The following is an 11,781-nucleotide window of genomic DNA, read 5'->3' on the forward strand; positions in this document are numbered from 1 at the left end:
CGGCACGCCGATGGAGAGTGGGCCAAAGCTGCTCCATCCCTGGCAAGGCGAGCCCATCGACTATCGCTGCGTCGCGATGCGCTTCACGCGGGAGCCCGGTCCGGGAGGCCTCAGCACTGCTCTGCCGGATCGGATCGCGCGCGCCGCCCCCCGGCGCCGCGCCGAATGGCTGGCGGGCCGGCACTGCGCCGGCGAGGCCCTGCGATTGCTGACCGGGCAGGGCGCCTGTCCCGGCATGGCGCCCGACCGCTCACCGGTCTGGCCCGACGGCACGCTCGGCTCGATCTCGCATAGCAGCAACGTGGCCGTCGCGATCGCTGCTCGCGCGGGCAGCTGCCTCGGTATCGGAATCGACATCGAGCGGGTCATGGACGGGCAGGGGGCGGGCGAGATCGCGCCCGAGGCACTGACACCTCGGGAGCGCCGTCATCTCGCGAATGACCCCTTCTCGGTGACGCTGGCCTTCTCGGCCAAGGAGAGCCTGTTCAAGGCGCTCCATCCGCTGCTGCGCCGGCCGATGTCCTTCCGCACTTCCGAGCTGATCGCTTGGGGTGACCAGGGCACGGCGCGTCTGCGCCTCGTCGAGGAGCTGTCGCCGAAGTTCCCTGCTGGCCGCGAGATCGAAGCCCGCTTTGCCCGCCTCGGCGATCTGCTGCTGACGCGGATGCTGATCCTGGCTTGATCGAGCCGACGCGCCACCCGCCTCAGCGCGGGTGGCGGAACTCAAGGATATGGAAGGGCGAGGCGGTCGGCGTGACCGCGGCGGTCTCGAAGCCGTTATCGGCGAGCAACTGCGAGAACTCGCCGGCGCTGCGCTCCTGCCCACCCATCAGCACCATCATCAGCAGGTCCTGCGAGGTCTCGTTCGGCCTGGCGCGGGCGGGATCGACCATGATGTCGACCACGACGAAACGCTCAGGCCCCTTGGTCGCGGCCTTGGCGTTGGCGAGGATCCGGCCGGCGGCTTCGTCGTCGAAGTCGTGCAGGATCCGGCTGAAGACATAGGCGTCGCCGCCGGAGGGGATCTCGTCGAAGAACGAGCCGTGCTGAACCCGGGCGCGTCCGGCCTGCATCAGCTCGGCGAAGCGCGGATTGAGCGCCTCGGTCGCCCGCGGCAGTTCGTAGAGCACGCCGGTCGTGCCGGGATTGCGGCCGAGCAATTCGGCCAGCAGCGAACCGTCGCCGCCACCGACATCGAGGATCGTCTCGCCGGCCGCGAACTGGATGTGGCGCACCGTGACGCCGATCAGGGCCGTCGCGATCGCGCGCATCTGGATATCGAAGCGCTCCTGCGCGGCCGCATCCTGGCCGAGCCAGCTGAAGAACGGGCTGCCATGGGCGAGCTCGAAGGCAGGGGTGCCGTGCCTGATCTGCTCGCCGAGCTGCTCCCAGGCGCGCCCATGCAGCGGATCGAGCTCGAAGCGGACCCAGGGCACCAGCGAATGTGGATGGCCGGGAACGAGGGCGCGCGTCGTCGGCAGGGCGACATAGCGGCCTGCATCATCGCGACCGATCACCTCTTCATTGACGAGGTGCCCGAGCAAGCGTGCCAGCAGCTCGGTCTTGCCGCCGATGTGCTGGGCGAGCTCGCCGGCGGTCTGAGGCCCCTCCTGCAGAAGGGCAGGGATGCCGAGCTCGACCGCGGTACGGATGCAATGGGAGGTGCGATAGGCAGCGATCTGCTGGAGCAGGCGCAAAGGCGGGCCGGGCGGCGGCGCAGCCGGGCGCGACAGGTCGTTCATGCGAACCTCCTTGCGGGATGGTGGGGGCGGGCAGGGGGGCGGCGGGCGCAATCGCTCCGCCGGCCCAGGACTGTCAGATGCGCTCTGCGCGCCCGCTCAGAACGTGCCCTTGATGCCGGCGCCGAACATGCGCGGCTCGGTCATGCTCGCCTCGGTACCGCCGATGCCGCGGTTCTGCTGCATATAGGTCGGCGCGCGCTCGTCGAAGATGTTCTTCACGTAGCCGTAGACCTGCAGATTGTCGGTGACCTGGTAGCTCGCGCGGAAGTCGGCGATCGTATAGGGTTTGATCAAGTAGAGGCGCGTATTGGCGACGTCGGAGTAATAGCCGTCGGTGTGGCGCAACTGGGCGGTGAGGTTGAGTTTGCTGGTGACGTCCCAGCTCACGCCGAAGCTCAGCATGTAGCCCGGCGACTTCGCGAACTCGTTGCCCTTGTAGCCGGTATTGGCGGAGATCTTGTCGATCTCGGTGCGCAGCAGGCCGGCGCCGGCCTTCAGCGTCAGATTGTCGAGCAGGCGATAATCGGCGCTGACCTCGAGGCCATAGGCATGGGCCTTCTCGGCATTGATCGCATAGGACTGGACCACGCCCGTCGTGAGCACGACCGGGATGAAGTACTGGGCGTTCTGGAAGTCGGTGTAGAACAGATTGCCACTGACGTTCAGCCGGTTGTTCAGCAGGCTGGCGCGGGTGAACAGCTCATAGTTCCACAGCGTCTCCTCCTTGAACGGCTGCCAGCGACCGGCGGTGAGATTGAGCGAGACGCCGCCGGGATTGTAGCCGCGATTGACCATGGCGCCGACGGTCCAGTCCGGCGTCACCGCATAGGCGATCGAAGCCTTGGGCAGCACGGCCTGGAAGGTCTTGTCGAAGTCGACGCCCTGCGCTGCAAAGACGGTGCGGCCGACGCGCTCGATCTGGTCCTGCTGGAAGCGCAGCGAGCCGGTGAAGGTCCAGCGATCGGTCAGGCGGTAGCTGAGCTCGCCGAAGACGCCGAGATTGCGCTTGGTGTCGTCGAAGGTCGACTGGCCGGTGAGGTAGAGGATCTCGTCGGTCTTGGTGTGGGCGTAGTAGATGCCGGCGACGCCGCTGATGACGTCGCTCTGGTCGCCATAGGTTACCCGGAGCTCGTTCGAGATGTTGCGCTGGTCGATATAGGCGTCGCCATTGCCGAGCAGGCCGGTCTTCCGGCTCACCGAGAGGTCGGTATATTGCGTCTGGTTGAAGACCTTGAAGCGGTTGCCGAAATCGTAGCTGAGGTCGAGGATGCCGGTGTTGCTGTTCTGCCGGAAGCTTGGCATCGTCGTGGTGATGTGCTTCAGCCGGTCGAATGGGGCCGAGGCCGCCTCCTGGCTCGGCCGGTTGCTCTCATTGCGCGAATAGGTCAGCTTCGCCTCGAAGCCGGGCAGCTCGCTCGGGCGCCACAGCAGCTTGGCGCGCAGGTTCAGATTGCGGAAATCCTGATCGGCATAGCGCGTCTGGAAGTTCGGGCTGATGTAGTCGATGAAGGTGTCGCGGCCGGAATAGTCGAGCGTGATACGCCCGGCGAGCTGGTCCTTGATGATCGGCCCCGACAGCATCAGCGCCGCGCGCCGCGTCGCATAGCTGCCGAACTCGGTCAGGAAGGCCGCTTCGCGCGTGAAGGTCGGATCCTTGGTGTTGACGATGATCGCGCCGGCGATGGCGTTGGCGCCCTGCGAGGTCGTCTGCGGCCCGCGGAACACCTCGATGCTCTTCACATCCCAGGGCGAGGTCGCGCCGAAATAGAACTCGTTGTAGCTGAGATAGTGGCCGTCGACATTGATCGTGGCGCGCGGCACCGTGCCGCCCCAGAACGAGTTCTGGCCGGTGAGCGGGCCTTGCGTGTCCTGGCCGCGGATGATCGGGGCGCTGACCGTGTCGGTGTAGGTCACGTTGGGCGTGCCGACCAGGATCTCGGATACGGTCGCATTGCCGGTGTGCGCCCGGGCGATGTCCTTGTCGGTGATGACCGAGACCGACGAGGCGGTGTTCCTGAGGTCGCGCTCGACCTTCTCGCCGGTGACCGTGATCGCATCGAGCTCGATCGTTCCCGCGATCGGGGCGGGATTGCTCTGCGCGAAGGCCGGTGTCGCCGCAGCGACGGCGATGAGCGATGCGAAGCTCACGCTGCGCATCAGGACAAGCTTGGACGACATGATGTTCCCCACCACCCGATAAAATCTCGCTGGCTGGGGACAGAGCCGTGGCTCGCGAGGTCACACTGAATGATCCTACAGTGTGGGATGCATTCCGCATGTCAACACGAAGCGGACACGGGACCGCCCTATTGCCGTCCCGCTGTGCTTTTCCGGTCGCAGTTTCGGGCCCGGCGCGGCGTGGTGTTTGGAAGCGCTCGAATGAGGGCGGTGCTTGTCCCCGGCAGGCTCAGGGTGTCACAAAGCGCGGGCCGGCATCTGCCGCGCTTTCCTGCCGCGATTCGCATGACGACCAGCCTCAGCACCAAACGTTCGCCGACGATCCAGTCGGTCTCGATCGCCGCCCGCTTCCTCGACACCCTGGCCAAGGCGGACGGGCCTCTGGTGCTGGGCGAGATCGCCAGGCGGGCGCGCACCGGCACGTCCACCGCCCATCGCTATATGCAGAGCCTGGTGCGGGAGGGGCTGGCGGCGCAGGACGACGTCACCGGCCATTACGATCTCGGCCCGGTCGCGCTCAGCATCGGGGTCCGCGCGCTCCGGCGCATCGACGCCGTCGAGGTCGCGGCCCGCGCGATGAAGGCGCTGGCCTCCGATATCGCGGCCAGCTGCGGCGTCGCGATCTGGACCGAACGCGGCCCGACCATCGTGCGCTGGTATCGCAACACCGACTTCGCGCTGAGCACGGTGACGCTGGGCGACGTCCTGCCTGTCGACAACACCGCTTGCGGCTTCGTTTTCCAGGCGCATCTGCCGAAGGAGGCGATCGCCGCCGCGCGCAAGCTGCAGCCGGCCTCCTTTCGCGGCAGCCGCCCGCCAGCCGAGATGCTCGATACCGTCAGGCGCGATAGCGGCGCGGAGCTGAACGAGCATCTGTTCTCGTTGCTGACCGGCAAGGCGGCGCCGGTGTTCAATGCGCTCGGCGAGATCGCCTGCGTCGTCACCACCGTCTCCTTCGTCAAGACAGCCGAGGCGCAGGGCCATCGCGCCGCCCTGTTCGCGGCGGCGCAGGCGGCGACGCGGGACTCGGGCGGCGCCTGAGCCGCATTATCGCGCCTCGTCGATCCGCAGATGCTGGCGCAGTGTCACGCCTTCATAGTCGCTGCGGAACAGGCCCCGCTGCGCCAGCGCCGGCACCAGTTCCTCCATGAACAGGCGTAGTGACTGCATCGAGCCGCCGGGGATCGCGATGAAGCCGTCGATCGCCCCCGCCTCGAACCAGTCGGTGATCTCGGCGAGGACGTCGTCGACGGTCCCGACCGCGACCCAATGAGCCGAGCCGACGACTTCCGGCCGCGCCAGCACCTGCGCCACCGTCGGCCCGTTCGTCTCGATGAAACGGCGCAGCAATTCAGCATGGGTGCGGCTGCGCACCGGCGTATCGGGGGGCGGCAGCATTTCCGGCGTCATCCGCGCCTCGGGCGGCAGGTCGCCGAGATCGAGTCCGAGGACGGACTTCACCATCTTGCGGCGCTGCTCGGAGGTGAGGTGAGCGTGCGCCCGCGCGTGCAGTGCCCAGGCCTCCTCGCGGGTCTCGGCGAGGAAGAAATGCAGGCCCGGCAGCACGCGTACCGAATCCGGGCTGCGGCCATGGCCCTGCGCACGCCGGCGAAGGTCGCCGCGCAATTCGATGCCGGCCTCGCGGTCGGGCATGGCGGCGAAGGTCGCGTCGGCGATCGAGGAGGCGAAGTCGCGCCCGATATCGGAGGCGCCGGCCTGGAACAAAGGCGGCGGCCCCGCTGCGTGGCCGGGCACGTTGAGCGGCCCTTTCACGCTGAAGAACTCGCCGTGATGGTCGATCGCGGCGCTCGGCGCTGTGCCCGTCAACGCCTCATGCGGATAGCTCTGCCAGAGCTGGCGCATGACGTCGGTGAACTCGGCGGCCTTGCGGTAGCGGATCTCCGGTGGCGGCATCGGCGCATCGCCGAAATTCTCCGCGCCCTCGATCGAGGTGACGATGTTGAGCCCGACCCGCCCCTTGCTGATCCAGTGCAGCGACTGGATCTGGCGGGCGACCACGAAAGGCGGGTTGAAGCTGGTCGAGACGGTGGTGACGAGGCCGATCTTGTCGGTTTGGCAAGCGAGCGCGGTCAGCAGCAGCGTCGGGTCGAGGCCGACGAAGCCGCTGCTGGCGGCGCCGGGATGCAGCAGGAGATAGTCGGGCTTGAAGACGAAATCGAGCTTGGCCTGCTCCGCCATCCGGGTCAGCGCGAGGTTGAATTCGACGGGATCGCGGGTCGGCCGGGCGTCCGGGTCTTCGGCCGTCCGGCCTTTCAACCAGGTCGGCGTCAGGCTCAGTCCGATGTGCAACTGTCTGGTCATGGTGATGGTCGTGTTCTGCTGCCCTTGCCGTCATTGCGAGCGAAGCGAAGCAATCCAGGGGACTTGCCGCTACGCCCTGCCGCCCCTGGATTGCTTCGTCGGCCTGAAGGCCTCCTCGCAATGACGGAGAACGGTGTGATCATGCTTGCCCCGCATCCGCCGCAGGGAGCGACGCCCGGGTCTGCCCTCTCGGCACGATGAGAGGGGTTCCCGCGACCGGATCGGGAATGACGATGCAGGCCAGGCCGAAGACCTGTTCGATCAGCTCGGCCGTGACGATGCCCGCCGGGCTGCCTTCGGCGACGATCGCGCCGTCCTTCATCGCGACGAGATGCGAGGCGTAGCGGCAGGCCTGGTTGAGGTCGTGCAGCACCGCGACGACCGTCCGCCCCTGCGCGTTGAGCTCGGCGAGCAGGTCGAGCAGCTCGATCTGGTGGGCGATGTCGAGGAAGGTCGTGGGTTCGTCGAGCAGCAGGATCGGCGTTTCCTGCGCCAGCACCATCGCGATCCAGACCCGCTGGCGCTGGCCGCCGGAAAGCTCGTCGACCGGGCGCGTCGCAAGCGTGTCGACGCGCGTCGCCCGCATTGCGGCGGCGACCGCCATTTCATCCGCCCTCGACCATTGCCGCAGGAAGAATTGATGCGGATAGCGGCCGCGGGCGACGAGGTCGGCGACGGTGATGCCGTCGGGGGCGATCGCGCTCTGCGGCAGGAGGCCGAGGCGCCGCGCGACCTCCTTGGCCGGGCGCTCGCCGATCTGCCTGCCGTCCAGGATCACCTGGCCGGCAGCGGGCGTGAGCAAGCGCGACAGGGCCCGCAGCAGGGTCGACTTGCCGCAGGCATTAGGCCCGACGATCACCGTGAACGAGCCGTCGGCGATCGCGACCGAGAGGCCGGTCGAGATCGTGCGCGCCTCGTAACGGAGCGTCAGCGCATCGGCGTGGAGGCGGGAATCGGGTCGCGAAGTACTTTTCAATTCTTCCAATCTACGATTGGCGTCGTCGAATTCGTGGCCTTCGACGCCATCCTTTCCTGCTCTTGTTGTGGTAAAGCAGTCATTGCGAGCGGTTTTACGCTCGATAACCGACTCTTTGATCACAGTCCATATTGCATGGCGGGATACGATCCGTCATGAGGAATGGCGCATATGCGCCCCGACGCGCAGCGGGTGAGTGGAGCCTGGCTCACGGCTCGCAGGACGACTAGCCAGATAGATCGACGATGCCCTTCATCAAGCTCTTCATCGCCATCATCACGATCGCAGCTGCCCTGATCGGAAACGGCCCGCCGGCCCGAAGTCAGGACGCTGGCTGGCCCCGTACCATCCGGCACGCCGCCGGCGAGTTGACGTTGGCCAGGAAGCCGCTGCGCATCGTCTCGACCACGCCGAGCGTCACCGGCATCCTGCTGGCGATCGAGGCGCCCCCGCTGGCGAGCACGGCGACGACGCCGAGCCCGCTCACCGATGCCAAGGGCTTCTTCTCGCAATGGGCCGGCGATGCCGACAAGCGCGGCGTCAAAGTGCTCTACCCCAACCTGAAATTCGACATCGAGGCGGTGCTCGGCTGGAAGCCGGACCTGGTGATCGCCTCGACCACCGGCGCCGACAGCATCCTCCAGCATCGGGCCGAGCTGGAAGCGCTCGGCGTGCCGACCCTGGTGGTCGATTATTCGAGCCGGAGCTGGCAGGAACTGGCAACTGAGCTCGGCAAGGCGACCGGCCTGGAAAAGGAGGCTGCCGCCGCGATCGCCCGCTTCGATGCCGATCTCGCCGCCGCAGCGGCCGCCATCGGCGTGAAAGGCAGGCAGGCCAGCATTGTCGGCTACAACATCGCCGGCAGCTATTCGGTGGCGCGGACCGTGAGCCCGGTTTCCAAGCTGGTCTCGGCTCTGGGCTTCGAGGTGGTCGGCCTGCCGGCGGAGCTGAAGCCGAATTCGGCGCGTCCCTCGGATTTCGAGTTCTTCTCGCGCGAGAACCTCTCGGCCGCGATCGCCGCCGACACCGTCCTGCTCCTGCGCGCGACGGACAAGGATGTGGAGGCTTTCCTGGCCGAGCCGGTGCTGGCCAATCACCCGGCGGTCACCGGCAAGCGGGTCTATCCGCTCGGGCTGACCTCCTTCCGCATCGATCCCTATTCCGGGCGCCAGATCATCGAGCGGCTGCGCGAAAGCTTCGCCAAGCGATGAGACGGCATAGGCGCCGGTGGTGGCTCGCCACCGGCACCATCGCGCTCGGCCTGCTGGCGCTGGCGAGTCTGGCGATCGGCTCGCGCCCGATCCCGCCCGCTACAGTCCTCGCCGCGCTGCGGGCCTATGATCCCGGCAATGATCTGCATCTGGTCGTCTGGCAGTTGCGGGTGCCGCGGCTGATCACGGCAGTTCTCGCCGGCGCCGCGCTCGGCCTCGCCGGAGCGATCATGCAGGCGGTCACCCGCAATGCCCTGGCCGAGCCAGGCCTGCTCGGCATCAACGCCGGCGCGGCGGTCGCCGTCGTGCTCGGGGTCACCCTGCTCGGCCTGACGCGGCCGATCCACTATGTCTGGCTCGCTGCGCTGGGAGCGGGCCTTGCCGGCGCCGCCGTGTTCCTGCTCGGGAGGGCGCACGAGACCGGGACCAATCCCGTCCGGCTCGTCCTCGCCGGCGCGGGGCTCTCGATCGTGCTCGGTGCGATCACCGGCATCATGGTGATCAACGCCTCGCCCATCGCCTTCGACAATTTCCGCCATTGGGCCGCCGGTTCGGTGGAGGGGGCGAGCTTCGAAGCCGCTGTCGTGCTGGCTGTCGGCGTCGCGGCGGGCTTCGGAATTGCCCTGTCGATTGTCGGTGGCCTCAACGTCCTGGCGCTGGGGCAGGAACTCGGCCAAGCCCTCGGAGCCGCGCCGCGTACGATCTGGCTGTTGGCCTGCCTGGCGGTGATGCTGCTGGCCGGCGCCGCCACCGCCGCGGCTGGGCCGATCGGCTTCGTCGGCCTGATCGCGCCGCATCTGGCGCGGGCACTCGCCGGCCCTGACCATCGCTGGATCCTGCCGTTCTCGGCGCTCTTTGCCGCGCTGCTCCTGCTCGGCGCCGATCTGGTCGGGCGCATGGTCGCAGCGCCTGCCGAGGTCGCCGTGGGGATCGTCGTCGCCCTTCTCGGCGGGCCCTTCTTCATCATCGCCGTACGCCGCTTCAAGGCGAGCCGGCCATGAGCGCGCTCTCCACGTTCCGGTTCGGTTCGTTCTCGCTGCGCTGGCGGCCGCGCACTGCGCTGGTCTGCGCAGTGCTTGTCGGGATTGCGTTTGCATTCGCGGTCGTCCTGCTGGGCACCGGCACGCTCGCCTTCGCGCCAGCCGAGGTCGTCGCCGCCTTGTTCGGCGGGGGTGAGAACCCGATGGCCGAGCGCGTGATCTGGGGCCTGCGCCTGCCGCGTGTCATCACGGCCGCTTGCGTCGGGGCGGCGCTCGGCATGGCCGGAGCGATCTTCCAGTCGATCTCGCGCAATGCGCTGGGCTCGCCCGACATCATCGGCTTCACCACCGGCGCGGCCACCGGCGCGATCGTGCAGATCATCCTGTTCGGCGCCGATCCCTTTGCCGTGGCGCTGGCGGCGGTGCTCTCGGGCATGGCAACGGCGGCGCTCGTCTTCCTGCTAGCGCTGAAGGGCCGCGTCACCGGCGGCTACCGGCTGGTGCTGGTCGGCATCGGCGTCGGTGCGACGCTGACGGGCGTCAACACGATGCTGCTGGTGGCGAGCGATCTCGACCGTTCGGTCTCGGCCCAGATCTGGCTGGCGGGCTCGCTTGCGGCGCGCAGCTGGTCGCATGCAATTCCGGCCGGCCTTGGCCTCATCCTGATCGCGCCGCTCGCGCTCCTGCATGCCCGGCGCCTCGCACTGCTCGAAATGGGTGACGAGGCCGCCAGTCAGCTCGGCGTCCCCGTCGAGCGCACGCGGCTCGCCATGGTGATGACGGCCGTCGGCCTGACCGCGATGGCGACGGCGGCGGCTGGACCGATCGCCTTCATCGCCTTGGCCGGTCCGCAGCTCGCGCGGCGCCTGTGCCGCTCGCCGGAGGTGGCGCTCCTGCCCGGCGCAGCGATGGGAGCAGTCCTGCTGCTGGCTGCGGACCTGGTCAGCCAGCGCGTCCCGTCCGGCCTCAATTTGCCGATTGGCCTGACGACCGGTCTCCTGGGCGGAATCTATCTGCTCTGTCGGCTGGCTCGCGACGATAGGGTCTGAGTGGCGATCACGCCTGCGGAGGTTCGTTGTCTCGTGACGAGTGAGGACCGCTCCGGCTGAGCAATTTGGAGAGTCATCGGTAGCCGGAACCTGCCGGCCGCCTCACGGCCGGTCATATCGTCATCGGCCGTCCTGTGTCGGTACGGATCTCTCTAACTGAGTCGCATTGCTCAAGGACTGCGCCATCCTACCGTAAAGGTCGAAACCCCACTCGGTTCCTGTGCAAGGACCAGTCCTTGCAGGTCCACTTCGCCGAATGGCGTTTGCGATGCAGCCGGTAGAAGAATGGCAATGCACCTGTGCGTTCGACGTTTCGGCAAGCCCCTGCACCTGGTCGAGGGGGAGCGCGTCCATTTCAGGGGCACGGAGTGCCGGATGAGCGATTAGCTCACAGAATTGGACAATCGATAAAGATCGCTAGACGGCGCGTCTGAATTTCAATAGTCAGATCGTGTCTAACCGATGATTTCTCTGGGGAAGGTTGGAGGGGTGACATGAGTGAAAAGATCGAAGAAGATAAGATTAAGTGCCAAAAATGTGGATCGACGCAAATTCAAGCCGAGAAAACTGGCTGGAGTATCTGGACAGGGCGTATCGGCGGTGGGAAATTGATGAATAATTATATGAAGTGCGGATTCAAGTGGAAGCCAGGATCTATTAAATAATTTTCTGTTTTTAAAAAATAAAATTTGTTACAAAAGCTAATATCAAATAGTCCGTTGTTTAATTTTTCACGGACTATTTGTTTTTATTAACGAGTCATTGGCTCAATCGATCCTGGATCTGGATCTTATCTCCAATAAGTGTCCGCGCCGTTACTTATATCTCCTTCGCCATCTCCCGCGTCAAGTCCTGATTCTGCTCAGGGGTGGTTGAAGAGCCTTCGACCGTCACCGGTGCGCTGGTGATGATGTTTGGCGCTCCTGCCGGAGTAGCCGAAGCAAGCTCATGCCCGCGGATTGGGTGCCCATCGCCGACAAATGCGCCATCAGCATACCGCCTCCCTGGCGTCGAACGCCTTCTGGTCAAGGGCTTCCTGGGCTCCAGGGTCTTCTGCGTGATGCATGCGTTGTTCTTGGGCGGCGGTCGGGCCCAAAATCAGCTGATTCTTGCGATTACAAGGGGTTAAAGCCGGAAAGGCTGGTGCTGCGAGAGAGGATTGAACTCTCGACCTCTCCATTACCAATGGAGTGCTCTACCACTGAGCTACCGCAGCAGGACCGGGATATGCTGGCGTTTCAGGTCACTTGAGGACCGGGAAGGCGCCGCGCCGTTCCGAAGCGGCGTCCTGATGCCACAAGCCCCGCCTCGACGCAACCTGTT

10 protein-coding genes and 1 tRNA gene are annotated in these 11,781 nt (G+C 66.4%); 6 read left to right on the forward strand and 5 right to left on the reverse strand.

Annotated elements, in window-relative coordinates:
* The first annotated feature begins 10 nt into the window (after positions 1-10).
* Positions 11-682, forward strand: coding sequence for a 4'-phosphopantetheinyl transferase family protein (locus tag AC3WLC_RS10900; RefSeq protein ID WP_493683941.1), 672 nt, complete (start codon positions 11-13; stop codon positions 680-682).
* Between the two features lie 22 nt (positions 683-704).
* On the opposite strand, the gene AC3WLC_RS10905 is transcribed toward AC3WLC_RS10900, so the two are convergent.
* Both AC3WLC_RS10905 and AC3WLC_RS10910 read right to left on the reverse strand, forming a co-directional pair.
* Positions 705-1,742 carry a methyltransferase gene (locus tag AC3WLC_RS10905; protein ID WP_493683942.1) on the reverse strand — a complete coding sequence of 346 codons (1,038 nt, stop codon included), beginning with the start codon at positions 1,740-1,742 and terminating at the stop codon, positions 705-707.
* Positions 1,743-1,838: 96 nt separating this feature from the next.
* Positions 1,839-3,920 (reverse strand): TonB-dependent receptor, encoded by a 2,082-nt coding sequence (locus AC3WLC_RS10910; protein ID WP_493683943.1) that lies wholly within the window; start codon positions 3,918-3,920, stop codon positions 1,839-1,841.
* A gap of 285 nt (positions 3,921-4,205) precedes the next feature.
* Between AC3WLC_RS10910 and AC3WLC_RS10915 the strand changes: the two genes are divergently transcribed.
* Positions 4,206-4,961 (forward strand): IclR family transcriptional regulator, encoded by a 756-nt coding sequence (locus AC3WLC_RS10915; protein ID WP_493683944.1) that lies wholly within the window; start codon positions 4,206-4,208, stop codon positions 4,959-4,961.
* A 6-nt stretch (positions 4,962-4,967) separates the two neighbouring features.
* Here AC3WLC_RS10915 and AC3WLC_RS10920 read toward each other — a convergent pair whose 3' ends face one another.
* Entirely contained in the window at positions 4,968-6,248 is a 1,281-nt protein-coding gene (locus AC3WLC_RS10920) for an NtaA/DmoA family FMN-dependent monooxygenase (protein WP_493684540.1), read from the reverse strand.
* A gap of 133 nt (positions 6,249-6,381) precedes the next feature.
* Complete coding sequence (locus AC3WLC_RS10925; RefSeq protein WP_493683945.1) at positions 6,382-7,227, reverse strand: ABC transporter ATP-binding protein; 846 nt, start codon at positions 7,225-7,227, stop codon at positions 6,382-6,384.
* Positions 7,228-7,463: 236 nt separating this feature from the next.
* On the opposite strand from AC3WLC_RS10925, the gene fepB reads away from it, so the two are divergent.
* From fepB to AC3WLC_RS10945, 4 genes are all read left to right on the forward strand, one after another.
* Complete coding sequence (fepB, locus tag AC3WLC_RS10930; RefSeq protein ID WP_493683946.1) at positions 7,464-8,429, forward strand: Fe2+-enterobactin ABC transporter substrate-binding protein; 966 nt, start codon at positions 7,464-7,466, stop codon at positions 8,427-8,429.
* Positions 8,426-9,430, forward strand: coding sequence for a FecCD family ABC transporter permease (locus tag AC3WLC_RS10935; protein WP_493683947.1), 1,005 nt, complete (start codon positions 8,426-8,428; stop codon positions 9,428-9,430). Before fepB ends, AC3WLC_RS10935 begins: the two co-directional genes overlap by 4 nt.
* Entirely contained in the window at positions 9,427-10,458 is a 1,032-nt protein-coding gene (locus tag AC3WLC_RS10940; protein WP_493683948.1) for a FecCD family ABC transporter permease, read from the forward strand. Before AC3WLC_RS10935 ends, AC3WLC_RS10940 begins: the two co-directional genes overlap by 4 nt.
* A gap of 494 nt (positions 10,459-10,952) precedes the next feature.
* The gene (locus AC3WLC_RS10945) at positions 10,953-11,123 is read left to right on the forward strand and encodes a hypothetical protein (protein WP_493683949.1); all 171 of its coding nucleotides are present in this window, start codon (positions 10,953-10,955) and stop codon (positions 11,121-11,123) included.
* A 476-nt stretch (positions 11,124-11,599) separates the two neighbouring features.
* Here AC3WLC_RS10945 and AC3WLC_RS10950 read toward each other — a convergent pair.
* Positions 11,600-11,674, reverse strand: a tRNA-Thr gene (locus tag AC3WLC_RS10950).
* Positions 11,675-11,781 lie beyond the last annotated feature (107 nt).

It is taken from the genome of Allobosea sp. GW821-FHT03A12, assembly GCF_058986765.1.

What these genes read in the sequence shown, in the direction of transcription:
- AC3WLC_RS10900 (WP_493683941.1), top strand. Translation starts at nt 11, where the DNA reads ATGGAGAGTGGGCCAAAGCTGCTCCATCCCTGGCAAGGCGAGCCCATC.
- AC3WLC_RS10905 (WP_493683942.1), bottom strand. Translation starts at nt 1,742, where the DNA reads ATGAACGACCTGTCGCGCCCGGCTGCGCCGCCGCCCGGCCCGCCTTTG.
- AC3WLC_RS10910 (WP_493683943.1), bottom strand. Translation starts at nt 3,920, where the DNA reads ATGTCGTCCAAGCTTGTCCTGATGCGCAGCGTGAGCTTCGCATCGCTC.
- AC3WLC_RS10915 (WP_493683944.1), top strand. Translation starts at nt 4,206, where the DNA reads ATGACGACCAGCCTCAGCACCAAACGTTCGCCGACGATCCAGTCGGTC.
- fepB (WP_493683946.1), top strand. Translation starts at nt 7,464, where the DNA reads ATGCCCTTCATCAAGCTCTTCATCGCCATCATCACGATCGCAGCTGCC.
- AC3WLC_RS10935 (WP_493683947.1), top strand. Translation starts at nt 8,426, where the DNA reads ATGAGACGGCATAGGCGCCGGTGGTGGCTCGCCACCGGCACCATCGCG.
- AC3WLC_RS10940 (WP_493683948.1), top strand. Translation starts at nt 9,427, where the DNA reads ATGAGCGCGCTCTCCACGTTCCGGTTCGGTTCGTTCTCGCTGCGCTGG.
- AC3WLC_RS10945 (WP_493683949.1), top strand. Translation starts at nt 10,953, where the DNA reads ATGAGTGAAAAGATCGAAGAAGATAAGATTAAGTGCCAAAAATGTGGA.